Here is a 23487-nt window from a genome sequence, read left to right as displayed (position 1 = left end):
TCAGAGGTGGTCGCGCGGCACGGACTCGTTCCACGTCCGGGAGAAGACACGTCGCCGCCCCTCGAAGGCGTCGAGCGTCGCCGACAGGTGGAACTCCTCCTCGTCGCAGGTGAGTTCCGTGCTGGTGACGATCTCCGTGTCCCAGTCGCCGCGGCAAAAACGCATCGTCCAGGTGGACTCGCCGGTCGCCGATGTGAAGTCGTCGGCCACGGCGCCGTAGCGCTCGACCGCACGGCGTCCCACGTCCAGGTCGATGTCGTCGAAGCGGATCGTCCCGGTGTCCTTGACGACCTCCAGGGCCCACCCGTACGTGACGAGTTCGCGTCGCACCTCCCATCGCTGCTCCGGCGGTGTGAGCTGAGTGGTGGAGAGCGCCGGGGTCCCCTCCGGATGGCCGAACGGTTCGGAGTGCGTGTCGCCCAGGGGCCGGGGCGGACGCACCGGCAGGGACAGGCTGCTGCTGCCCTCGTGAACGCCGACCAGCGCCGGCCGGGGCGGTGGCCAGGCCAGCGGCCAGTACGAGGTGGACAGGGACAGGCGGATGCGGTGCCCGGCGGGGAACGCCTGGGCGACGCTGTTGAGGTGCACACTGGCGCGGTAGGGGCGGCCGGGCTCCAGTGCCTCGGGGTCGTCGCCGCCGTTGCGCCGGGTCAGGTTGAGCAGTCCGTACGTGACGCGTGTCGCGCGTCCGTCGGGTGCCACGTCGGAGAGGCGGGCCGCGAGCATGGTGACCGGTTCGTCGGCCGACACGTCCAGGTCCACCCGGGGCGAGCCGAGGATCTCCACCGTCTCGGGCAGCGGCTCCGTCTCGAAGACGAGGGAGCCGCCGTCCTCCTCGCGCTGGTCGTAGGGCAGGTCGGGCGGGGCGTTGTAGGAGGCCCACTTCCCGCCGAACTGGCCCACGGACAGGGGTGATTGGATGGTCAGCACGCCGCGCGGGGCGCCGTCGTCGGGCTCCGGTGCGCCGATGCGGTGCCGGGTGAGCGGGTGGACGCGTTCCTGTACGTGGGGCGAGGGCCACGACGGCTCGGCGATCCAGCGTCCCGGCCGCTCGGCGTAGGAGGTGGAGGGGGGCACGCTCTCCTGCATCCAGGTGTGCAGCATGGGGCCGTCCATCACCCCGTTGTCCGCGCCCTTGAGCCAGTGGTCCCACCAGCGCACGAGTTCCTGCAAGTAGCCGATGGCGGGGCCCGGTTCACCGAGGTGGGGGAACTTGTGCGACCACGGTCCGATCAGTCCCTTGCGGGGCACGTCGAGGTGGGCGAGCAGGCGGGTGACGGCGTTCGAGTAGCCGTCGGCCCAGCCGCTGGAGGCCAGTACGGGGCACTGGACGGCCGCGTAGTCCTCGCAGACCGAGGCGTGCCGCCAGTAGTCGTCGCGGCGCTGGTGCCGCAGCCATTCGAGGACCCAGGGCTGCGCGCTCTCCAGGCGTTCGCGCCACATGTCGCGCCACCGGTCGCCGACCACCTCGGGGTCGGGTGGGCAGGTGGCGTAGGCGAACATGGTGCCCGCTTCGGCGAGGCTGTCGGAGAGCAGTGCCCCGCCCATGTAGTGCATGTCGTCGGCGTAGCGGTCGTCGGTGAAGGAGGCGATGGCGATCGCCTTGAGGGACGGCGGTCGGCGCGCGGCGACCTGGAGTGCGGCGAACGCTCCCCAGGAGATGCCCATCATGCCCGTGCCGCCGTCGCACCAGGGTTGCCGTGCGATCCAGGCGAGGACCTCTTCGGCGTCCCGCTGTTCGCGTTCCAGGTATTCGTCGGTCAGGACGCCTTCGGAGTCGCCGGTGCCGCGCAGATCGACGCGGACGCACGCGTATCCGTGTCCGGCGAGGTAGGGGTGGTGGACGGAGTCGCGTACGGAGGACAGGTCGCGCTTGCGGTAGGGGATGTACTCAAGGACCGCCGGTACCGGGTCCCCGTCGCTGGAGGCGGGGCGCCAGATGTGGGCGGAGAGGTGCACGCCGTCGGACATCGGAATGCGGACGTGGGCTTCCTCGCGGATCTTGTGCGGGAGGTCGGTCACGGTGCGCATAGAGGAGGTCGGGCCTCCTTCCTCGCGTGGGGGGCAGGGTGTGCGGTCGCTCAGGCCGGGTCGGGCTGTCGGTCGGGGGCAGGCGTGGTGTCCTCGAACGAGAGGTCCAGGGCGGCCACGCAGCGGTCGTACTTCTCGCGCAGTTCGTCCTCGCTGTCGCCCGCGGTGAAGATGTGCGCCAACTCGTAGCTGTAGCTGTCCTGTTGCGGCAGATCGGAGAGGCGCTGGCACTGGCTGGGCGCCACGTCGATACGGACGCCCGGCAGTTCACTTTCGATCCGGTCCAGTTGCTCGCGGCTGGGCACGTCGCTCACCACGCCGTCGGCGAACCAGCGGTGGTACCACTTGGCGGCCATCGCGTAGCGGCCCTCGCCGTGCGGCATCCGCGGGTCCTCGCCGCGGGCCAGGGCGAGCATGCAGTGGTGGTTGGGCACACCGTCGACGAAGTGGAACAGCTCGGCGTGCGACTGGGAGTGGCGCGGGTTGATCTCCAGGATGCGGACGTCCTGCGTGCCCGGGTCGTAGAAGAACTCGATGGAGAAGGTCGCCCCCTCCATGCCGATGCGGCGCATCACCTTCGCGGAGACATCGTGCAGGCGGCCGATCACCGGCTGCGGGAGCATGGACGGGTACTGGTGGCGCAGGAACGAGGGGCTGCCCGGGTAGTTGATGGAGTCGAGGACGCCGTAGACGGTCACCTCGCCCTGGTGCACGTAGCCCTCCACCGCCACCTGGATCCCGGTGAGGCGCTCCTCGGCGAGGCAGACGAGGCTTCCGACGTCGGCCATCTCGGGCGACAGTTCCACCTGTTCCATGACGGACTCGAAGGGGCGGCCGATGCGGCCGATGCCCTCGCGGATCTCCTGCACGGCGGCGCGGAAGCTCTCCCGGTCCTTGACGCCGAAGGCCAGTTCGGAGGAGTACGAGAGGGCGGGCTTGAGCCACACCGGGTAGGTGAGCCCGTCGGGGAGTTCGGGCTCGGCCGCGTCGAGATCCACGCGGCCGAACGCGGGCACCGCCTCCGGGGCCGCCGAGCGCTGCTCCAGGCGGCTCCAGTACTTGTGCTCGCATTTGACGACCGAGGCGAGATCGGTGGCGCGGGTGCCGTACTCGCGGGCGAGGATCGGCACCATGGTGGAGACCGGGAAGTCCCAGTAGCCGGTGATCGCGTCGATCGTGCCGTCGAAGGCGTCGAGCACGCGGCGGGCGCGGTCGAGCAGATCGGGCACCGAGACTTCTCCGCCCTGCAGTTCTTCGACGGTCAGGAGACCGTGGAACCGGCATGCGCGGCCGGCGCCGGCCGCGCGCAGTGTCGGCAGGTTCGCCTCGTCCATGCCGATGACGAAGATGTCCTCGCTCACAAGTACTCCTTCGGGGCGGGGGATTCACGACCCGGCACCGGGTGCCCCTGAGGAGTTGTGCCTATGCATGGCGGGCGTGTCCCTCGCCCGCACGGGGCAAGTCATGTCGATACGAGCATCGGGCGGCGGAAAATGGTCTATTTGGGCCGTGGTGTCCCAAGCGCCCCGCGCCCGAGCGTGGCATGCACGCACGCCTGTGAGGTACCCGTCCGCGGGACGTCCCACCGACCACACGGACCCGTGAGAGCAGGAGAACGTCATGGCCGTTGCCGAGTACAGCCTCGTCGCCGTCGACTGCCCCGATCCCGCCGCGCTCGCCGGCTTCTACGCCGCGCTGCTCGGCGGCGAGATCAAGCACGACAACGACGACTGGTACGACCTGTACGTCCCCGGCGGCCACCGCATCGCCTTCCAGCGGGCTCCCGGCCACCGCCCGCCCCGCTGGCCGCACGCCGAGGACAACTCGCAGCAGCTGCACCTGGACTTCGACGTCACGGACATGGCCGCGGCGGAGTCCGAGGCGCTGGCGCTCGGCGCGATGCCGCTGGACCTCGACGACGAGGACGGCCGGCGCGGTTTCCGGGTGTACGCGGACCCGGCCGGGCACCCGTTCTGCCTGTGTCGCGCCTGATCCGCGGCGCGGAGTTCGCCGCCTGGTGGCTCGGCCTCACCGCCCTGTGGCTGGTGCTCGTCACCTCGGTCGACCTGCTGACGTCGGTCGTCGGGGTGTGCTGCGCGGCGGCCGGCGCCTGGGCCGCGACCGCGGCGCGGCGCGCGGCGGGCTCCCGGTGAACGGGTGGCTCGGGTGCGCCGCCGCGTTCCTCGGCATCGGGGGGCCGCTGGTGCTGTGGGGTGTGGTCTCCGGTTCGACGGACCGGCGGATCCTCGCACAGAACGCGGGCGGCACCGTGGTCGCGCTGGCCCTGCTGCTCATGGCGCAGGGGTACGCCCGTCCCTCCTACGTCGACCTCGCGCTGGTCCTGGCGCTGCTCGGGCCCGCGGGAACGCTGGTGTGCGTGCGTCTGCTGGCCGACGACCTGGGGCCGGGAGCGCCGCGCGGTTCGACGGTGGTCACGTACGCGTGTGTGGCGGCGAGCGCCGCCGTGACCGTCGCCGTGTGCGTGGCCGCGACGCCGGGCCGGTCGACCGTCAAGACGGCCGTCATCGGAGTGCTGGTCGCCGCCGGGAACGTGATCGCCTCCCGCAGCCTGTCGGTGGGAGTTGTGGACGAGGCGGACGCGGACGAATGAGGCGAGGTTCCGAAGTGAAGAGCGACCAGCCGGGAGTGAGGCGTCGTTGAACGACGAGGTGCTGATCGCCGTGTCGCTGCTGCTGGTCGCCGCGGCGACCACCGCGGCGGTCGTGGTGCGCGACCCGGCCCGGCAGGCCCTGGTCCTCGCCGTCCTCGGCCTGACACTCGCCGCGCTGTTCACCGTCCTCCAGGCGCCCGACGTGGCGCTGTCCCAGCTCGCCGTGGGCTCGGTCCTCACCCCGTTGCTCATCCTGCTGTCGGTGCGCAAGGTCCGGCGCCGCAAGCGGGCGGCGCCGGAGGAGAAGGAGAAGGGGGCGGGCCGATGAGTGTCCGGTTCCGGCTGTGGGTGCTCGGCGTCGGCGCCCTGGGGCTCGCCGCCCTGCTCACGGCCGCGTTCCTGGCGCTCCCCGAGTTCGGGACCTGGCATCCCTACGGGGAGCGGGCCACCGGGGCCGCGCTCGCCCGGCACACCGCGAACGCCGTCGCCTCGGTCAACTTCGACCAGCGGGCCTTCGACACCCTCGGGGAGGAGTCGATCCTGCTCACCGCGGTGCTCGGCACCGTCGTCCTGCTCCGGCAGACCCGCGACGAGGACCGCGTCCCGCCCCGTTCCGCGCGCGTCGATCCCTGGGTCGAGCGGTACGCCCTGGTCCTGCTGCCGATCGCCCTGGTGGTCGGCCTGTACGTCGTCTCCAGCGGGCAGCTCAGCCCCGGCGGCGGCTTCCAGGGCGGCGTCGTCGTGGCCACCTCGGTGCACCTCCTCTACATCGGCGCCGACTACCGGGCCCTGGAGCGGATCCGGCCCATCACCCCGTACGCGATCGGGGATGCGGTGGGTGAGGCGGCCTATCTGCTCGTCGGGGTGGCCGGGCTGATCGGCGGCGGGTCGTTCCTCGCCAACACCCTCCCGTACGGCACCTTCAACACGCTCGCCTCCGGAGGCATCGTGCCCCTGCTGAACTTCGCGGTCGGCATCGAAGTGGCCTGTGCGGTCGTGGTGCTGGTGAGCCGCTTCCTGGATCAGGCCGTCGAGATCACGGACGCGCCGCGCGGCGGCCGGGCGAAGCGGGGAGCCGAGTCATGAGCGTCCTCGCGTACCTCGTGTCCGGCTGGATCTTCCTGGTGGGCTGTTACGGGCTGGCCACCAGCCGGCATCTGGTGCACGCCGTCGGCTGCCTGGCGGTGTGTCAGTCGGCGACGTACGTGCTGCTGCTCGCCGTCGGATACCGGGCGGGCGGCACCGCTCCCGTGCACTCCGACCTGGAGCCGGGCACCCGCCCGCTGGTCGATCCCGTGGTCCAGGCCCTGGCGCTGACCGATGTCGTGGTGGGCGCGACGGTGACGGCGCTGCTGCTCGCCCTGGTCATCCAGGTGGCCAAGCGGCACGGCACCGCCGACCCCGACGAGCTGTCCGAGCTGCGCGGATGAGCCGGCTGCTGCCCCTCGTCGTGGTCCTGCCGCTGCTGGGCGGCGCGCTGCTCGTCGCGCTGGGCCGGGTGCTGCCGCGCGTCGCGGCCGACGCGATCGCCGCCGCCGTGGCCGTCGCGACGGCCGTGCTGGCGGCCGTCCTGCTCGGGCACGCGGCGCCGGGCGCCGTGGAGTGGGTGGGCGGCTGGGAGCCGGTGCAGGGCCGGAGCGTGGGCATCGTGCTGAGCGGCGACGCGCCGGGCACGGGGCTCGCCACGCTCGTCTCGCTGCTGACCGTCGCCGTCCTCGTCTACTCCTGGCGGTACTTCGACGAGGTGCCGCACGGCACGGCGGCCTTGTTCTGCGAGGTCTCCCCCGGCCTGGCCGCCGAGCGCGGCCTGGAGCACGGGGGCTGGGCGACGGTCGTCACCGCGCGCAACGCCATCGAGGCGCGGGTCCTGGTCACCGACCGCATCAGGCCCCTGACCGTGCAGGGGCGCACGCTGCACCAGATCGGACTGCCCTTCCACTGGGGCCCGAACGGGACGGCCACCGGCGACGCCGCCAACGAACTCGTCGCCATCGCCCTCGACCCCAACGCGCACATCCAGGAGGACAAAGCCCTCACCGCCGACATCCGCCCAGGCCGCCGCCCGCGCGGGGCCGATCTGCCCCGGCTCGTCGCCGAGTACCGGCGCCGCGCGGGCATCACCGAGACCACCGGAACGGAGCACCGCGCATGAGCGAGGAGCGGGTCGGCTTCTTCACCGACACATCCGTGTGCATCGGCTGCAAGGCCTGCGAAGTGGCCTGCAAAGAGTGGAACGCCATCCCCGAGAACGGCCTGACGCTGACCGGGATGTCGTACGACAACACACAGTCCCTCGGGGCCTCGACGTGGCGCCATGTCGCGTTCGTCGAGCAGCCGAGGGGCGGGGAGCCGCAGACATCGCAGCCGTCTCAGCCGCCGGGGACCGATCCGCCGCGGCCGGAGGGGCGGACCGAACTGCCGCTGGCGCAGGCGGAGTCCGCGGCCACCTCGCTGCCCGCGCCGCCCGCCGGGTCGACCGACGGGGCGCCGGAGATGCGCTGGCTCATGTCCTCGGACGTCTGCAAGCACTGCACGCACGCCGCGTGTCTCGACGTGTGCCCGACCGGCGCGCTCTTCAGGACCGAGTTCGGCACGGTGGTCGTCCAGGAGGACGTCTGCAACGGCTGCGGGTACTGCGTGCCCGCCTGCCCGTACGGCGTGATCGAGCAACGCCCAAGCGACGGGCGGGTGTTCAAGTGCACGCTGTGCTACGACCGGCTCGGCGCGGGCCAGGAACCCGCGTGCGCCAAGGCCTGCCCGACGGAGTCCATCCAGTTCGGACCGCTCGACGAACTGCGGGAGCGGGCGGCGCTGCGCGTCGACGAGCTGCACAAGGCGGGAGTGCCCGAGGCCCAGTTGTACGGCCACGACCCGGACGACGGCGCGGGCGGCGACGGCGCGTTCTTCCTGCTGCTGGACCGGCCCGAGGTGTACGGGCTGCCGCCGCCGGATCCGGTCGTCACCACCCGCGACCTTCCGGCCATGTGGAAGCACGCCGGAGCCGCCGCCCTGACACTGCTCGGCGGCGCGGCCCTCTCGTTCGCCGCCACGGGAAGGAGGCGGGCATGAGCAACACCGACGACCCGGACCGCTCCGACCGCCAGGGATCCGGCGGCCGACACGGACGCCGAGGCCGTCACGGCCGTCGCGGCCCGCGACGCGGTCGCCGTGGTGAGCAACTCATGGTCCCCGAGGCCGAGTTCAGCTCCTACTACGGCAAACCGGTCATCAAGGCCCCGTCGTGGGCGGCGCGCGACATCGCCGGATACTTCTTCCTCGGCGGGCTCGCCGGGGCCGGGTCCGTGCTCGCGGCAGGCGCACATGTGGCCGGCCGCGGACGCATGGCCACCGCGCTGAAGGTGTCCTCCCTCACCGCGGTCTCCCTGTCGGCGGCGGCGCTGGTGCACGACCTCGGGCGGCCCGGACGGTTCGTCAACATGCTGCGCGTCATCAAGCCGACGTCCCCGATGAGCGTCGGTTCGTGGCTGCTGAGCGCCTACGGCCCGGCCGCGGGTGTCGCGGTCACCGGCCGGCTCCCCCGCGCCGGCACCGCCGCGACCTGCACGGCGGCCGCGCTCGGCCCGGCGATCGCCGCCTACACCGGCGTCCTGGCCGCCGACACCGCCGTACCGGCGTGGCACGGCGTCCACCGCGAACTGCCGTACCTGTTCACGGCGTCCGCCACCGCCGCGGCCGCCGGGATGGCGCTGGTGACCGCGCCGACGCGCGAGAACGGACCGGCGCGCCGCGCGGCCGTCCTCGCCGCGGGCGCAGACGCGTACCTCATGAGGGCGGCGGAACAGCGCCTGGGCATCGTCGCGGAGACCTGGCGCGACGGTCGGGCGGGACGCCTGCTGCGCGCCTCGCGCGCCCTGGTGGCCTGCGGCGCCGCCACCGGCGCGCTCCTGGGACACCACCGGTCCGCCGCCACACTCTCAGGACTGGCGCTGCTGGGCGGCTCGGCCTGCACCCGCTTCGGTGTCTTCGCCGCCGGCGTCGCATCCGCCGAAGACCCCAAGTACACCGTGGTCCCGCAGCGGGAGCGGGCCCACCAGGATGCCTGAACCGGAGGAACACATGACACCGCGCACCCCCACCCGCGCCCGCTCGTGGCGGCACTGGCGGCGCGGCCGCGACCAGCCGGTACCGCTGCGCACCACGGACCCCGAGGACGCCAACCGCCGGTTCCTGCTCTACGGCGTGCTCCCGCTGTGGGTGGTGCCCGCGGTCGCCGACTGGGCGATGCACCGCAGGACCCGGATCGAAAAGACCAGCGGCGCCAAGGAGTCCGCGGTGCACGCCCTGATGATGACCGAGGCCGACATCCCCGTCACCATGGGACTGCTCGCCCGCGTCAACCCGTTGGTCCTCACCGTCATGGGCGGCGCGGCGCTCGCCCACTCGGCGACCGCCCTGTGGGACGTCACCCTCGCCACCGGCGAGCGGGAGATCCGCCCCGTGGAGCAGCACATCCACAGCTTCCTGGAGGTGCTCCCGCTGACGGCGATGGCGTTCACCGCGTGCCTGCACTCCGACGAGGTGCACGCGACGCTGCGCGGCGGCCGCGGCCGCGAGGACTGGCGGCTGCGCCCCAAGGACCGTCCGCTGTCCGCCGGTTACCTCGCCGCCCTGGCCGCGGTCATCGGCGCCGGTGTGGCCCTGCCGTACGCCGAGGAGATGCGCCGCTGCCTGCGAGCCCGAGGTGCAGCCGCATGTTGAGGCTCGGAATCACCGTCCTCGGTGTCACGGACATCCCCCGCGCCGTCTCCTTCTGGACCCAGGCGTTGGACCTCGTCGCCACCGAGGAATGGCAGAGCGAAACGTGGCGCACCCTCAACCACGCCGACGGCTCCGGCCGCGCGCTCGGCCTGCTGCGCAGCGACTCCCCGGCCGAGCCCCGCCCCCGCCTCCACCTGGACCTCTTCACGGACACCAGAGAGGAACAACAGGCGGAGGTCGAACGCCTGGTGTCACTCGGAGCCCAACGGGTCGACTGGCCCCTGTACCCACCGTCCCCCGACTTCACCGTCCTCGCCGACCCGGACGACAACCTGCTCTGCGTGGTCGACCTGAGCCATGCGCCCAGCGGGGGCGGCCTTTCGCCCTGACGGGCCGCGAGGCCCTGCCGGTCAGGACGAAGGGTTCAACCGTTCCGGCCGCCACTCCCGCCTGATCAACCCGTACACCCACGAGTCCGACACCTCGCCGTTCACGACGCAGTCCTCCCGCAACGTCCCCTCACGCACGAACCCGACCTTCTCCAGCACACGCGCCGAGCCCGCGTTGCGTGTGTCGGCCTCGGCCTGGACCCGATTCAGGTCCAGCGTGTCGAACGCCCACCGCAGCAAGGCGTGCGCGGCCTCCGTCGCGTAGCCGTGCCCCCACATCGCGGCGTCGAGGCAGTAGCCCAACGACGCGCTGCGGTACACCGGGTTCCATTCGTTCAGACCGCACCAGCCGACGAAGGAACCGTCCGACACACGGTCGATGGCCACCCGCGCCCCGGTGCCTTCCTCCGCCAACTCCCGGCACTTCGCGATGAATCGCTCGGCGCGGGCCGGTTCGTCCCACGCCGGGGAGTCCCAGTAGCGCATCACGTGGGCACTGCTGTGCAGCGCGAAGAGGCGGTCCGCGTCGGCGCCGGTGAAGGGGCGCAGTCGGAGGCGAGCGGTGTGCAACGTGGGTGTGGGCAGAGTCATGCGCTCATCTTGCGACCGCAGGGGGCGGGCAGGACACCGAATATCGACTCCGCCGCAGGTGCCGTCCCCGCGGAGTTAGCACAGCTGTCCACAAAGGCCCCGAGAAGGGCGCACTGAGACACCTCCGCGACCTTTTGCACACCAAACACCCACACTCGCCTGACAAACTGCGCCGGACATCGCCGTCTCGGCGGACAGTTCATCAAATAGCGAGGGTCTTACACATGCGCAAGGCGCGTATCGCACTGACGGCCGCTCTGGTCACCACGCTCGGCCTCGGGCTCACGGCCTGCGGCGGCGACACCGAGGACGGAGCGACGGAGAAGGAGTCGCCGACGGCGTCGGTGCCCGCGCCTGACACGCAGAGCCCCAGCGCCGACGGCGACACGAGCGAGGGCGGCGACGCCCAGCCCGCGGGCGACGTCACCGCGCCGGGCAGCAAGCTCAAGGTCGGCGACAAGGCGGTCCTGCCGTTCGAGTACGCCAAGAAGAAGGGCACCCTCGCCATCACCGTCACGGCCATCGACAAGGGCACCGAGGCCGACATGTCGCAGTTCGGCGCGCGGGCGAAGGGCCTGACGCCCTACTTCATCAAGATGAAGGTGGAGAACGTGGGAGACACCGACCTCTCCCGCGCATACGTGCAGCTGCGGGGCCTCCTCGCCAACGGCCAGAGCACCGGCGTCTCGCTGATCGGCGACATCCCCGGCAAGTGCGACAAGGAGTCCGCGCCCGCCGAGTTCGGCAAGGGCGGGTCGTTCGAGACCTGCTCGCTCGCCGCGTCGCGCAGCGGCGACGTCACGGGCGCCGAGTTCGACGAGGGCGACGCGTACAGCGACAAGCCGGCCGTCTGGTCCGCCGCCTGATCCACCCCGACACCCCGCGCCCAACGCGCCGCGCAGAGCGGCCCGTTGGGCGCGCGGCGCGGTCCAGAGGCTCATTGGTGTCTCGCGGTTGCCGCTCGGCGAAGCGCAGTGAGCCTCGGGTCAGGGGGCAGCCTCGGACACACCCCCGGCCCACGGGCCCTCGAAGTCGGCCGCGGTGAGGGTGAGTCCGGTCAGCACCCGCACGGCGAGTACGAGGCCGCCTTCGGGCTCGTCGGTGTCCGCCGCTTCGCCGGTCGGCACACAGGCATCGGATGCGTCGAAGCCGACCGCCGTGGGGGCGCCGATGACCGGGTGGCCGGTGTCCACGCCGCCCGTGGGACCGTCGAAGTAGCCGCCGGACAGGTCGAGAACGCCGAGCACGACACCGTCGTGGGCGATGATGGCCGTTTTCGTGTCAGGGTCCCGGTAGGCGCTGACAGCGGTGCGGCCGTCGGCGGCGAGGGCGCGCAGGACATCGTCGTCGCAGCCGATCCCGCTCTCGAACTCGACCGCGAGCGTCCAGCCGCCCGGCATCTCCCGGCCGAGGACAATAACCCCCTGGAGGACGTCCGCGGCTTCGTTCACGCTCCCAATCCCGGGGACAGGAGCGGCGACGCCCATGAGGTGGAGGGTCTCGGCGAGCGAGCGGGCGGCAAAGGTCACACACCACCCTTCGCCGAATGTCTCGTCCAGGTCCACGGTGCAAGGCCCTCCTGATCGCGGGTCCGCGGCCGGCCACTGTGTCCGGTGTGTCCGGATGGCCGAGTCCAAAGGGTAGGTGCGCCCAGGCCACGACGTTGTCGGCGGCTCCCCGGTTCGTTGCGCGGGCCCGGTCGGCCATGCTTGGCTCGCCCGATGAACCTTCTGTTGACGGCGGCCGGCCTGCGAAACGAGACCCAGCGGGAAGCACTGCGGGACATGCTGGGCAAGCCGTTCGGATCGGCGAACGTCGTGTACGTTCCCACGGCGTCCGTCGCCGAGTCCGGAGACCACGGGTGGTCCGTAGCGGACCTGAACCGGCTGCACGCCCTCGGCTGGCGGGAGTTCGACATCCTGGAGCTGAACGGCCTGCCCCAGCAGATGGTGCTCGACCGGCTGCTCCACGCCGACGTCATCTACGTCGCGGGCGGCAACCACTACCACCTCGCGCGCAGCATCACCGGCAACGGCCTGGCAGACGGCTTCCTGGAAGCACTGCAGAGCCGGGTCTATGTCGGATTCAGCGCCGGATCCATGATCTTCAGCCGCCATCTCACCGGCCACTCTGCCGACGTCATCGGGGACACCGCGGACCTCCACGCGCTCGGCGCGACGACCGTGGAGCCGCCGTTCGGCCTCTTCGACTGGTACCTCAAGCCCCACCTCGACTCACCGGACTTCCCCGAACGGGGCGACGCCTGGGCCGAACACATCGCCGCGCGGGCGGACTTCCCGATCTACTTCATCGACGACGAGACGGCCGTCCGCGTCAGGGACGGCAAGGTGGACGTCGTCTCCGAGGGCCGGTGGCGGTTCCAGCCGTGACCCAATACCGCATGCGGTGAGCTGAACCCACGGGCCGGCCCACGCCTCGGCCCCCTACCGCCAGGCCCGCCGCATCTGCTCGAACCGCCGCGGCAACGGGAACCCGTCCTCCCCGACATGACGGGCGTTCAACCGGCCGACCAGCCGGTCCCACGACTGCTGCATGCCTCGCGGGTGAATCGGCATCCCCACGTGATACAGGGTGCCGTCCGGCTTGTGCGCGGCTCGCACCGTGACGAACAACGCCCGCACCCGGTCGCCCTCGATCGGCCCGTGCATCACCCGCTCCCGGGCCTCCAGCCACCAGCCGAGCACCGTCAACGAGGCGTCGTCCAGCGGATACGTACGCAGATACCGCGAACCGGCCGCGGGCCCCGGCCGCGCGTGCCACACCCCGACCGTGCCCGCCCCCGGGTCGACATCGTCGACGGTGATCTGCTGCAACTCCCCCACCCGCGCCCGCCCGCCGGTCGCCCGGGCCAGCGTGAGCACACACGCCAGCCTCACCTGCTCCGGCCCCGCACGCCCGCGATCGGCCTCGTCCACGACGAGACGCCACACCCTCTCAGCCGTCTCGAACCGGACCGGAGGGTGCGTCGGGTTCGGAGTCGATGGCACGACCGGAAGCCTAATCCCGCCGACTGACAACCGGGACCACGCGCCGCCGGTCGCGGCAGGCGCGAAGCGTCTCGTGCCTGTTTTACGTACCCCTGTTTTACGTACCCGGCAATGCCGCCTCTGAGGACAGTTCGACCCCCAACTCCCGCCCACATGTGGCAGTGTCAGAAGCCAGGTTCCGATCACCGTGGAGGGCCGTGGCAGCGCAGAACCGATCCGAGTACGAAGCGTCGCTCGAGCTGGGTACCTCCTTGGCCAACAAGGGCCGCTTCCACGACGCGGTCGAACCGTTGCTGCGGGCCGCCGCGCTCGGCGTGACCGCGGCGCAGCGCCGGGCGGCGGCGACCGCTCTGTTGCGGCTCGGCATGGGGCTCGGTGAGCGGCATGGATTCGTCGACGCGCTGCGCGTCGACCGTCGGGCGGCAGTCCTCTTCGCCGAACTCGGGGACGAGGACGCGGAGTTGCAGTGCCGCTTCCTCATGGGCGTCTGCGACTGGCAGCTCAACGCGTTCGAGAGCGCGATCCAGACCTTCGAAACCATCGCGGGGAGCGCGGCCCAGAAGAGTGCGGACAGGGACGTGTTCAGGCCCCTGGCCGTGCTGAGCATCACCTGCGTCCTGGTCGACCATCTGCGCCAGTACCGGCGGGCGATCCCGTACGCGACCGAAGCCGCGCGGCTGTACCGCTCGGCGGGCAACGACGAGCAGGCCGCCCATGCGCTCAGGCATCTGGACGAGGCGCGGCGCGGGGGGAATGTGTAATGGACCGGTTCGCTCTCTACTACCCGCACATCCACGTCCGGGACGACGACTGGCTCAAGTACGCCGCCCTGTACTGGCCCAAGATGGCCCGGATCCGGCCGCCGGGCTATCCGCTCCAGGACTCCCCCGCCGCGCAGGAACTCCACGCCGCACGCTGGCTGTTCGACCTGGAACCGCCCGCCTGGGCGGCCGACGAGGTCGCCGAGCCGTTCCTGGAACTGCTCCACGAACACGGCGCCGCCCTCCGGGACCGCTGCGGCCTCGACCGGATCGAGACGTGGGGCATGCCGGTCGGCGACGCCGCGTTCGGCAACACGGGCGCGTTCTCGGCGGGCGGCCCGGAGTGCGACGAGGACGATCCGGCCTGGCTCAACCCGCGATTCGGGTACGTCCACACCAGCCGGATCAGCGGGCAGCTCCTCGACTCGGCCGTCGACCAGGGGCTTGCTCTCGTCCGCGCCGGCCGCGGCGGGACCTGGGTGGCGATGCACCCCGAGCTGGCCACCGTCCACTCGCTCGCGCTGGCCGAGCAGATGGCCGCCGAGAACTGCCTGCACCCGATCACCGATCAGGCGCTGCCGCACGCCGCCATGTCCGGCTGGACCTTCGAGCGGCTCGCGGCGACGCTCCTCGACGACCTCCCGGCGGAGGATGCCGTGGCGCGGCCCGCGCCCGAGGAGGCGTTCGCGTTCCTGGCGTTCGCGACGGTCATCCCCGCGGACCTGCGGAACGTACCGATCGAGAAGATCCTCGACATCCGCGCCGAGTTCGGCTCGGAACTCGACGCGTTCCGGGAGTTCACGGCCGAGCGGGTCGAGGAGCTCGGCGCCATCGAGGACGTACGGGACGCGCGGCTGTACCAGGAGTACCTGCACACCGAGGTCGACCGCGAGGTCCGCGCGCGGCTCGCCGAGCTGGACGAACTCCTGCGCGGCGCAGGCTTCGAAACCGCCCGGGCCCTGGCCAATGTCAGGTCGGTGACCCTGCCACCACTGGCCGCCCTCGCGGCGGACGCCGTCGGTGTCACCCCGGCCGTGACCGTCCCCGCCGTGGTCGCCGGCTGCGTCGTCGGAGCACCGCTCCAGTGGCGCCGGAAGCGCCGCGAGCTCACGCAGGAGTCACCGGTCGGCTACCTGTTCCAGCTCCGGCGGGCCCTCGGTCCCGACACACTGATCGCCAAACTGCGAAGGGCATGGCCGCTGTGACGGACGACGCCTCGTTCACGGACGACACTTCGCTCTCGGCCGACACCTCGCTCTCGGCCGACGCCTCGTTCTCGGATGCCTTTCACGAAGCGTTTCCGGAACTCGAAGCCGACGACAGCAGCCCCCTGCTCGTGTCCGAGTCAGAAGCCGACCCGGAGGTCGTCGCCCGTGCGGACGTGCAGACCCGGCGCCTCGCCGAGTGTCTGATCGGCGAAGCCCCCTCCGACTGGCGGCGGATCAGCGCGGTGTTCGCCCTGACGCTGCGGACCGAGACCGCGTACGTCCGCCACTCGACCGACCGGGCCTCCCTCAACGCCGCGCCGAGCTCCGACGTCCTCCGGCTCGCCCGCGAGCTGCGCCGCACCACCGCACGGCTGCCGCGCGGCCCCTGGTGGCGCATGACACTCGACCTGTACGTCGACGGTGGCATCGAAGTCGACTTCGACCACGGCGACGAGCCGTTCCCCGACGAGCACCTGTTCGCCCCCAAGGACTACCGGGCCGACCTCAAGGCCTTCGACTGGCCGGCGGAGAAGCTGCCCACCTGGTTGTCCGCGTACGTCAGCCACGGCGGCCGACAACTGCGCGGTCCGCGCGAGGCCGCGGCGCCGGTCGACACGCACGGCGCCCGGTCCGCGCGAGGTGTCTCGCCGAAGGAATTGCCCGGTCTCACCGAGACCTGGGCGCGCTGGGCCGTGCTGTCGGCGGCCTTCGTCGCGGTGGGGTCGGAGTGGGGGCCGCGGATGCAACCGTCCCGCGCGCGATTCGACGGTGCGACGCGCAGCGGCTCGACGCTGTGGATGCTCCCGGGCGACCGCGCCGTCCTCTCCGGTGGTGTCTGGGACGCGTCCGCCCTGGCCGATGCGTACGGTGGCGACGCGCCGCTCCCCGAGCTGTTCGCGGGTGCGCCGGCCTGGGTCGCCGATCCGCTCCTCGACCGGCGGGCCGAGGTGGGTCAACTGTCCTTCTGCTATTGGTGGGAGAGCGGGCGCTGGCTGCGGGGCGAGTCACCGAAGGCGGCGGAGCTCGCGACCGCGATACCCGGTGTCTGGACGGGCACGACGGTCGCCAATGTCATGTCGAGCCTGATCCCGCACTTCACGCACGACACCGAGACGGCCGCGCTGCGCCTGATCACCGCCGCCGAAGGGGGTTTCGCCGAACGCGGCATGCTGGCCGAGGTGTTCGGGACCGACGAGGACATCGACATCGACATCGACGGCGCGTATCACCAGCTCATGATGGCTGGCGTCACACGCCGCACCGACCTGCCGCGGTTGCCCCGCCACCAGGCGATCGCGAGCGTGGCCCGCTATATGCGCGCCCATGACATGGACAGCCCCGACTACCGGATCGCGGACCTCGTGGCCGACCGGGTGGACTGCGGCTGGCAGGTCTTCGCGCCGGTCCCCGACGGCGAGTTGCGGATCGGCCGCGGGATCTTCTTCGTCGCGGACGACGAGGTCCTGGAGGTCACCGACACCCAGAGCTCGTACCCGCACCAGTACGCGGAGGAGTTCGCGCACCGGTACCGCGAGCGCTGGGGTCTGTGAGCAGCGCAGGTCATTCACGCAGACACCACGCCACGTCACATCAGGCCCGCGGTGTCGCCAGCTCCCAGTCGAGCGTCCAAAAACGTACGCGCCCGTCGCTTCCTCCCGACACCGCGTACGCACCGTCGGGCGTCAGGGCGAGCTGCCCCAGTTGTCCGGGCTGCGCCTCCACCGTCCGCAGGCAGGTGGCGGCCGCCAGGTCCCACAGTCGCATCTCCTCGCCGTCGTGGCTCGAGAGCAGGAAGCGGCCGTCCGGGGTGAAGTGCATCCGCCGCGCGTTGCCGCTCTGGCCTTCAAGTACCGCTGTGCAGGCGCCGGTTGCGGTGTCCCACACGCGGATCGACAGATCGTCGTAGCCGCCCGCGGAGGCCACCCGGCTGCCGTCCGCGCTCATCGTGACGGCCATGACCCAACTCGAGTGGCCGCGCAGTACGGCATCGCAGCGGCCGGTGCCGAGGTCCCACAGGCGGACCGTGCCGTCGCTCGCGCCCGTGGCGGCGATCCGGTCGCCGGGACCGATCCACACCGCCCGGGGCATTCCCGTATGGCCCTCGAGTTTTCGCACGAGGGTGCCGGTCTCCAGGTCCCACAGCCGCAGCCGCCGGTCGCTGCCGTCGCCTCCGACGAGTGCGCGGCGCCCGTCGGCGGTGAACCGGGCCGCGTCGGGGCTCATGCCCACGGGGATCATCCAGCTGAGCGAATCGTTCAGGTCGGTGCCGATGAGCCGGGCGTCGGAGATGGAGCAGCGTTCCGCGCCGCTCGCGGTCGACCAGGCCTTGGCCCATCCGTTGCGGCCCCACGCCATCACGGTGTCGCCGTCGGGGCTGAGTTGCACCCTGTCGATGCCGTCGACGGGGCCGCTGCGCACGCTGTCCGCCGGCACGGGGACGGTCCGCAGGAGCGCGCCCGTGGCCGGGGCCCAGAGCCGGATCTCGATGGCTCCGCTGGTGGCCATGACAGCCCCGTTCGCGCTGATGTCGAGCGAACCGATGCCCGTGTGGTGCGCCGTGAAACCGCGGGCGAGCCAGACCGCGCGGATGCCGGTGCGGTCCAGTGACCGGCTGAGGCCTCGCCAGGCGGCCATCACACCGGAGGCGCGTTCGTACCCGGGGACCGCGCGTGCCTCCCTGAGCGCGTCGAGCGCGGAGGCACGGTCGCCCGCCGCCTCCCGGGCCGCCGCCGTCTCCAGCAGCCCCTTCACCTTCTCCTCCAACAGGTTCAGCACGCCGTGTCTGCGGGGCCAGCTCACCTGGAACGGAACGGCCGGGGAGTCGGGCATCCGCCACAGCCGCACGGTGTTGTCGTGCGACGCGGACAGCGCGAAGCGGTCGCCCGCTCCCCACCGGACGTGGCCCACCGCGCCTTGATGGCCGCGGAACGTGCGCACGCATCTGCCGGTGTTCAGGTCCCACAGGCGGACCGCGCCGTCGTGGGCGCCGACCAGGAGTTTCGTGGCGTCGGCGCTGAGCGCGAGCGCCCCGCCGGGCGTGCGTACGCTCCGAACCCGCCGCGCTGTTCGCAGATTCCAGATGTCGATGACCTGGTTGTGGCCGGCGATGGCCGCGACGCCGTTCTCGGTGTCGAAGCACACGGCCTGCTGATTGATGCCGTCCCCGGCTAGCACCTGCTCGCATCGCCCGGTGCGCAGGTCCCAGAGACGGGCGACGCAGTCCGCGTACCCGGCCACGAGGACCCAGCGGCCGTCGGGGCTGAGCTCGGCCTTCGAGAACTGCCCGATCGGGCCGTGCAGCCTGTGGCGGACCTGGCGCCTGCGCAGGTCCCAGGCCACGAGGTCGACGCCGTCCACACCGTCCTTCCAGACGGCTTCCGTGGCGACGGCGAGGCCCTCCCGCGGGCTGACGGCCGCCCAGTCGAAGGCCCTCGCCGACCTTATGGTCCGCAGGCAGCTGCCGTCGGACAGGTCCCAGACGCGCATGACCGTGCTGTACTCGACGGAGGCGCAGTACCGGCCGTCGGGGGTGATGCGGACCGACCGGAGCTTGGCCGTGTGGCCGCGCAGCGTGCGCAGGCAGCGGCCCGTGCGGACGTCCCACACGCGGACGTGTTCGTCGACGCCGCCGGTGACGGCGGTCCTCCCGTCCGCGGACACATCGATGCCGAGCGTCGAATGGCGCTCTTCGCCGGAGGGCGGGTTCCAGGGGACCTCGGTGCTCCCGACGCAGTCCGCGTCCGGCACGGCCGCGGAGCCGAGCGCGTCCAGCGCCTCGCCCACGTCCCGTATCCCGGGCCGCTCGCGGTCGACGCGCTCGAGCAGCGGCCGGGCGGTGGCGAGCTCGCCCCGCTCGAGGTGGACGAGGCCGAGCGCGTGCCGTGCCGGCCAGTCGTCGTCGGTGTCGATGCGGACGGCGTCGAGGTCGGCGACCAGCTCTTCGTCGGTGATCTCGCCGCCGCGCCAACGCCACAGCCCGGAGTTCAGGGTCGCCTCGGCGTGCTGCGGGTCGGCCGCGAGCGCCGCGTCGAAGGCGGCGCCGACCTCGTCGTCGCGGTCGAGGTCGAGCAGCGACAGCGCCCGGTTGTTGAGCTCGTCGGCGCGCAGGTCGGCGGCCTTCGGCTCCAGGCGCCGGTACCGCTCCCCGGTGAATTCCCGGTAGATCGCGGCCAGTTCCTCGGCGACGGCGGCCATCGAGCCCGGCCGCTTCCCGGGCTCCGGGTCGAGGCAGCGCTCCAGCAGCTCGGCCAAGCCCGGTGGCAGGGGCGGCAGGCCGGGCCCGTACGACTCGATGCCGTGCCGCTCCCTGAGCGTGTCGTTCGCGAACGGGCCGCGGCCCCACCGCGGTCCGCCGGTGAACATCTCGAGGACCGTGACACCAAGGCTGAAGACGTCCGTCCGCTTCCCGACGGGCCGGTTCGACAGCTGCTCGGGCGAGGCGTACGCGGGCGTCCTCCCACCCGCAGAGACCTGCACGCTGACACCATGCGACGGCCTCCCGTCGTCCTCGACAACGATCGGCCGACTGCGCGCGAGACCGAAGTCGGTGACCTTGGCGACGAGGTCACCGCCCTGCGCGTCGAGCAGTACGTTGGCGGGCTTGACGTCCCGGTGCACCAGGCCCGCGGCGTGCGCGTGCCCCACGCCCCAGGCCATCTGGACGGCCAGGTCCACGATGCGCGCCACGGCCGCCTCCGGCCCACCCTCGTACAGGCGGCGATCGGCGATCCAGTCGTGCAGGCTGCCGTCACCCACGTACTCGGAGAAGATGTAGGGCACACCATCGACGGCGCGCACATAGTGACACCCGCAGATGTTCGGATGCAGCCCGAGCGCCACCCACGCCTCGGCCTCACTGACGAACCGCTCACGCTGCTCATCGGTCGCGAACGCCTCGGGCTTCGGCGTCTTGACCGCCAGGTCGATCCCCCACTGCCGATGCAGAACGCGCAGCACGCGCCCCATCCCACCCTCACCGGCGACCGCCTTCACCTCATAGCGGTCGTCGAACACCTCCTGGGCTGCCCTGTCCCCCATGCACAACACGCCTTCGTCGGATCGACTGCATCGTGGTGCCCATTAGAGACCGGGCGGGGGAGGTACGTACGGTCAACGGGCCCATCGGCGCCGCTTGGTACGACATGGCCGGGAGCCTCGGTCAGGGCTGACCGCGTGGCACCGTCCGGTCCGACTCCGGAGTGGAGCCGGACCGGACCAAATACCGGGCGAGTTCAGACCGGGACCGGACCTCGAGTTTCCGGTACACCCGGGTCAGATGGGCCTCCACGGTCTTGCGTGACACGAAGAGCGCCGCCGCGGCCTCGCCGTTGCTCAGGCCGTCGCCGACAGCCAGCGCCACTTGCAGTTCCTGCGCGGTCAGCCGGTCGATGTGCGACGCCGGTGCCCGGGTGTCGACGGACCGGTGGCCGGCCGCGGCCAGTTCGGCCTCCGCGCGCGCCCTCCAGGGAGCCGCGCCGAGCCCCGCGAACGCCAACTGGGCGCAGAGCAGCAGCGCACGTGCCGTGGTGGGGCGACGGAAGCGACGCAGGACTTCTCCGCAGACCAACTGCGTGCGGGCGAACTCGAAGGTCATCTCCACTCCCGTGTGGATGCGTTCGGCCCTCGTGAGCCAGGCCTGCGCCTCGTCCGCGGACTCGGAGAGCATGATCCGGCAGTGCGCGTGCGCGGCCTTCGGCCAGGCGAGTCCGGTGGCCCGGGCCCGGTCCTCGGCCCAGTCGGCGAGCCGTGCCGTCCCGTCCCGGTCTCCGATGCGCAGGTATGCCTCGGCGAGTTCGGTCAGGAAGGGCAGCAGGTTGGGGTTGCCGAGGCCGGTCTCCCGCGCAAGGGACAAGGACCGTTCCAAGTGGCCGACGGCCACCTCGGGTTCTCCCCCGGCGAGCGCCGCGGAGCCCAGCGCCCCCTGAGCGAACACCTCGAGCCCGCGGACCTCGCCGCAGTGTCGCGCATACGCCGCGATGCGCTCCTCGCAGCTCGCCCGGTCGCCCCGCAGCCCGTCGAGTCGCGCCATCAGGATGAGCGCGTACCCGGTCATCGCCCGGTGCCCGAGTTCCTGTGCCCAGCGCAGCGCCTCGGTTCCCGCGGCCCGCGCCAACGGCCAGCGGCTCCACGACGCGATCTCGCACCTGCCGATCAGGGCGTAGGGCAGCAGCGCGGGGACGCCCTCGCGCCTGGCCCGGTCGATCACCGTGTCCAGCACCGCCGTCGCGGCCTCGCGCTCGTCGACCCAGGAGAGCGCCTGGCCGATCTGCACGGCCAACTGCTGTTCCTCCACCGGCCAGTTGTCGTGCAGGCCCGCCTGTCCGGCCAGCAGCAGCACGCGGCTCTCGGGAATCCGGCCGGCGACGGCCTGGGCGCAGCCGTGCATCACGTTGGCCAGGTGCCGGGACGGCGTCGTGCCAGAGGCGGGATCCACCTCCGCCTGAAGCTGGTCGGCCAGGGCGGCGGACCGCTCGGAGGCGTCGAGCGCCAGCGCTATCCGGCCGTCCATCATCGCGGGCAGGGTAGCCGCGCCGAACAGCGCGCATGCCCTCGAGCGGTCTGCCGGCGCGACAGCCTCGGCCGCGGTCAGCAGAGCACGGTGGGCGCTTGCCGGGTCACCCAGCCAGCCGCGGGCCTGGCCGCGCAGCAGCTCGATGTCGGCCGTGAGCAGTGTGTCCCTGCTCCACCTCAGGGCGTGTTCGCACCAGTCGACGGCGTCGCGGGAGGCACCTCCGTAGAACGCGTCCCGTGCCGCGTTGAGCCATCGCACCGCACGGTCTGCGGGCGCGGGGGACAGCTCGGCGGAGCGGTGCCAGGCGTGCGCCGCCGCGTCGAGCGCGCCGCGGCGCCGGGAGTGTTCGGCCGCCTCCACGAGGGCCGCGGCGACGGTCTCGTCGGGCCCCGCGGAGGCGGCGGCGAGGTACCACGTCCGGAGTTCCCCGGACGAGTACTCCGCCAGGGTCCGGTACGCGTGCAACCGCTGAGCCACCGGGCAGTGCCGGAATACCAGCGGCCTGAGCACGGGGTGCCGCAGGTCGTAGCCGTCTCCCCGTGGTGTGATCAGCCCGCGTTCCTCGGCCTCGTCGAGGGTGTCGAGCGGCAGCCCGTCCGCGGTCAGCGCGCGCTCCAGCAGGGTGAAGTCGGGGACGTGGCAGGCCGCTACGTACAGGAGGGCCGCGCGGGTCTCCCGGGGCAGCGCACGCATCCGTCCCCACCAGGCCCGTTCCACCAACGGTCCTGGGGTCTCCCAGGCTCGTTCCGACAGTTCGGCGCCGCGCCGGTGCGCGTCCGCGAACGCGGCGGCGTACTCGACGAGAACCAGCGGGTTCCCCATGCTGAGCCGGATCAGCCGCGTGGCCGACGGGTCCGCCGTGTCCACGCCGTCGCGTTCCAGGATCCGTCGGCAGTCGGCCTCGTCGAGTGGTGCGATCGTGAGCAGTGGGACGCCTTCCCACGTGGCCTCGTCGTCGGGGCCCGATCGCAGCGCCATCACCAGGGCCACGCGTTCCATGGCGAGACGGCGCGCGACGAACTGGAGGGTCCGCCGCGACGACGGGTCCGACCAGTGCAGGTCGTCCACCAGCAGCACGAGCGGCTCGCGCTCACCGGCGGCGGCCAGCAGCCCCAGCGTGCCGGCGCAGACGGCGTACGGGTTCGGTGCCTCGCCCTCCGCCAACGCGAAGCACGTTTCGAGCGCCCTTCGCTGGGTCGGCGGCAGCTCGGTGAAGCAGGACCGCAGCGGCAGCAGCAGATCCGCGAGCACTGTGTAGGGCAGCACGGCCTCCGATTCGACGCCCCGTGCGCGCAGCACCCTGCGGCGGGCCAGCCGGGCCACGTGGTCGAGCAGGGCGCTCTTGCCGATGCCGGGCTCACCCCTCAACAGCAGCGCGGCGCCCCGGTCGGGCAGCGACTCCAACAGCCCCGCCAGCAGGTCGCATTCCCGCTCGCGGCCGACGAGTGACCGCATGCCCTCCTCCTGTGCGAGCGGCCCTTCGCGGTACCCGGTGCGCAGCGTCGGCTCACTCATGATTCTCCCCCGTAGGCGCGCCGCCACGGCCGTGCGCCGCCAGACCAGCATGCTCCGCCGACGAAGGTCACCGGGATTCACCGGTGGCCGTTCGTCCCGCGCTACGTCTTCCGGCGGACTCCCGTGTCCCGCACGGACAGTGG

Annotated in this window: 22 protein-coding genes and 1 pseudogene; 16 read left to right on the top strand and 7 right to left on the bottom strand. The window is 72.1% G+C overall.

The genetic code is table 11. The annotated features are described in order from the left end of the window. Positions 1-2031, bottom strand: coding sequence for a CocE/NonD family hydrolase (locus ACFV9W_RS31595; protein WP_385767805.1), 2031 nt, complete (start codon positions 2029-2031; stop codon positions 1-3). 50 nt (positions 2032-2081) lie between these two features. Further along, the gene (locus tag ACFV9W_RS31590; RefSeq protein ID WP_385767864.1) at positions 2082-3365 is read right to left on the bottom strand and encodes an acetyl-CoA carboxylase biotin carboxylase subunit family protein; all 1284 of its coding nucleotides are present in this window, start codon (positions 3363-3365) and stop codon (positions 2082-2084) included. Between the two features lie 286 nt (positions 3366-3651). On the opposite strand from ACFV9W_RS31590, the gene ACFV9W_RS31585 reads away from it, so the two are divergent. From ACFV9W_RS31585 to ACFV9W_RS31535, 11 genes and pseudogenes are all read left to right on the top strand, one after another. Beyond that, positions 3652-4023 (top strand): VOC family protein, encoded by a 372-nt coding sequence (locus tag ACFV9W_RS31585; protein WP_385767803.1) that lies wholly within the window; start codon positions 3652-3654, stop codon positions 4021-4023. Next, positions 4011-4184: a hypothetical protein gene (locus ACFV9W_RS31580; RefSeq protein WP_385767801.1), complete on the top strand. Its 174-nt coding sequence runs from the start codon at positions 4011-4013 to the stop codon at positions 4182-4184. Before ACFV9W_RS31585 ends, ACFV9W_RS31580 begins: the two co-directional genes overlap by 13 nt. Further along, a complete protein-coding gene (locus ACFV9W_RS31575; RefSeq protein WP_385767798.1) occupies positions 4181-4642 on the top strand; it encodes a monovalent cation/H+ antiporter complex subunit F in 462 nt (153 codons plus the stop codon). Before ACFV9W_RS31580 ends, ACFV9W_RS31575 begins: the two co-directional genes overlap by 4 nt. A gap of 46 nt (positions 4643-4688) precedes the next feature. After that, the gene (locus ACFV9W_RS31570) at positions 4689-4970 is read left to right on the top strand and encodes a DUF4040 domain-containing protein (RefSeq protein ID WP_385767795.1); all 282 of its coding nucleotides are present in this window, start codon (positions 4689-4691) and stop codon (positions 4968-4970) included. Continuing rightward, on the top strand, positions 4967-5728 hold the full coding sequence (locus tag ACFV9W_RS31565) for an MnhB domain-containing protein (protein ID WP_385767793.1): 762 nt from the start codon (positions 4967-4969) through the stop codon (positions 5726-5728). Before ACFV9W_RS31570 ends, ACFV9W_RS31565 begins: the two co-directional genes overlap by 4 nt. Then, a complete protein-coding gene (locus ACFV9W_RS31560; protein WP_385767790.1) occupies positions 5725-6072 on the top strand; it encodes a sodium:proton antiporter in 348 nt (115 codons plus the stop codon). Before ACFV9W_RS31565 ends, ACFV9W_RS31560 begins: the two co-directional genes overlap by 4 nt. A 338-nt stretch (positions 6073-6410) precedes the next feature. After that, positions 6411-6794, top strand: a pseudogene (locus tag ACFV9W_RS31555) (molybdopterin dinucleotide binding domain-containing protein); the annotation flags it as partial. Then, positions 6791-7711, top strand: coding sequence for a 4Fe-4S dicluster domain-containing protein (locus tag ACFV9W_RS31550; protein WP_385767787.1), 921 nt, complete (start codon positions 6791-6793; stop codon positions 7709-7711). The pseudogene ACFV9W_RS31555 and the gene ACFV9W_RS31550, both read left to right, overlap by 4 nt. Next, on the top strand, positions 7708-8706 hold the full coding sequence (gene nrfD / locus ACFV9W_RS31545; RefSeq protein WP_385767784.1) for an NrfD/PsrC family molybdoenzyme membrane anchor subunit: 999 nt from the start codon (positions 7708-7710) through the stop codon (positions 8704-8706). Before ACFV9W_RS31550 ends, nrfD begins: the two co-directional genes overlap by 4 nt. Before the next feature lie 13 nt (positions 8707-8719). Then, positions 8720-9361, top strand: a complete 642-nt coding sequence (locus tag ACFV9W_RS31540) for a diguanylate cyclase (protein ID WP_385767782.1) — start codon at positions 8720-8722, stop codon at positions 9359-9361. Then, complete coding sequence (locus tag ACFV9W_RS31535) at positions 9355-9750, top strand: VOC family protein (protein WP_385767779.1); 396 nt, start codon at positions 9355-9357, stop codon at positions 9748-9750. The genes ACFV9W_RS31540 and ACFV9W_RS31535 overlap by 7 nt, the downstream gene beginning before the upstream one ends. A 21-nt stretch (positions 9751-9771) precedes the next feature. Here ACFV9W_RS31535 and ACFV9W_RS31530 read toward each other — a convergent pair whose 3' ends face one another. After that, a complete protein-coding gene (locus ACFV9W_RS31530) occupies positions 9772-10341 on the bottom strand; it encodes a GNAT family N-acetyltransferase (protein WP_385767776.1) in 570 nt (189 codons plus the stop codon). Between the two features lie 224 nt (positions 10342-10565). Between ACFV9W_RS31530 and ACFV9W_RS31525 the strand changes: the two genes are divergently transcribed. After that, entirely contained in the window at positions 10566-11207 is a 642-nt protein-coding gene (locus ACFV9W_RS31525) for a hypothetical protein (RefSeq protein ID WP_385767774.1), read from the top strand. A gap of 120 nt (positions 11208-11327) precedes the next feature. Here the strand turns inward: ACFV9W_RS31525 and ACFV9W_RS31520 are convergent, their stop codons facing one another. Continuing rightward, positions 11328-11792, bottom strand: coding sequence for a DUF6461 domain-containing protein (locus ACFV9W_RS31520; RefSeq protein WP_385767771.1), 465 nt, complete (start codon positions 11790-11792; stop codon positions 11328-11330). Between the two features lie 270 nt (positions 11793-12062). On the opposite strand from ACFV9W_RS31520, the gene ACFV9W_RS31515 reads away from it, so the two are divergent. Next, the gene (locus ACFV9W_RS31515) at positions 12063-12731 is read left to right on the top strand and encodes a Type 1 glutamine amidotransferase-like domain-containing protein (protein ID WP_385767768.1); all 669 of its coding nucleotides are present in this window, start codon (positions 12063-12065) and stop codon (positions 12729-12731) included. 54 nt (positions 12732-12785) lie between these two features. On the opposite strand, the gene ACFV9W_RS31510 is transcribed toward ACFV9W_RS31515, so the two are convergent. Then, positions 12786-13223 (bottom strand): hypothetical protein, encoded by a 438-nt coding sequence (locus tag ACFV9W_RS31510; protein ID WP_385767765.1) that lies wholly within the window; start codon positions 13221-13223, stop codon positions 12786-12788. Between the two features lie 323 nt (positions 13224-13546). On the opposite strand from ACFV9W_RS31510, the gene ACFV9W_RS31505 reads away from it, so the two are divergent. Genes ACFV9W_RS31505 through ACFV9W_RS31495 form a run of 3 tightly spaced genes read left to right on the top strand, consistent with a single transcriptional unit; the run spans position 13547 to position 16868 of the window. After that, positions 13547-14110, top strand: a complete 564-nt coding sequence (locus tag ACFV9W_RS31505) for a hypothetical protein (RefSeq protein WP_385767762.1) — start codon at positions 13547-13549, stop codon at positions 14108-14110. Beyond that, positions 14110-15315, top strand: coding sequence for a DUF6236 family protein (locus tag ACFV9W_RS31500; RefSeq protein WP_385767759.1), 1206 nt, complete (start codon positions 14110-14112; stop codon positions 15313-15315). The genes ACFV9W_RS31505 and ACFV9W_RS31500 overlap by 1 nt, the downstream gene beginning before the upstream one ends. Then, a complete protein-coding gene (locus ACFV9W_RS31495) occupies positions 15303-16868 on the top strand; it encodes a hypothetical protein (protein WP_385767756.1) in 1566 nt (521 codons plus the stop codon). Before ACFV9W_RS31500 ends, ACFV9W_RS31495 begins: the two co-directional genes overlap by 13 nt. Before the next feature lie 40 nt (positions 16869-16908). On the opposite strand, the gene ACFV9W_RS31490 is transcribed toward ACFV9W_RS31495, so the two are convergent. Together ACFV9W_RS31490 and ACFV9W_RS31485 are read right to left on the bottom strand one after the other, a co-directional pair. Next, entirely contained in the window at positions 16909-20355 is a 3447-nt protein-coding gene (locus ACFV9W_RS31490; protein WP_385767753.1) for a WD40 repeat domain-containing serine/threonine protein kinase, read from the bottom strand. Between the two features lie 121 nt (positions 20356-20476). Beyond that, the gene (locus ACFV9W_RS31485; protein WP_385767751.1) at positions 20477-23344 is read right to left on the bottom strand and encodes an AAA family ATPase; all 2868 of its coding nucleotides are present in this window, start codon (positions 23342-23344) and stop codon (positions 20477-20479) included. Between the last annotated feature and the right edge of the window lie 143 nt (positions 23345-23487).

Source organism: Streptomyces sp. NPDC059897 (assembly GCF_042730865.1).
GTDB lineage: Bacteria > Actinomycetota > Actinomycetes > Streptomycetales > Streptomycetaceae > Streptomyces.
The sequence above is the reverse complement of the archived record's forward strand: the minus strand, read 5'-3'. Positions and strand labels throughout refer to the sequence as shown.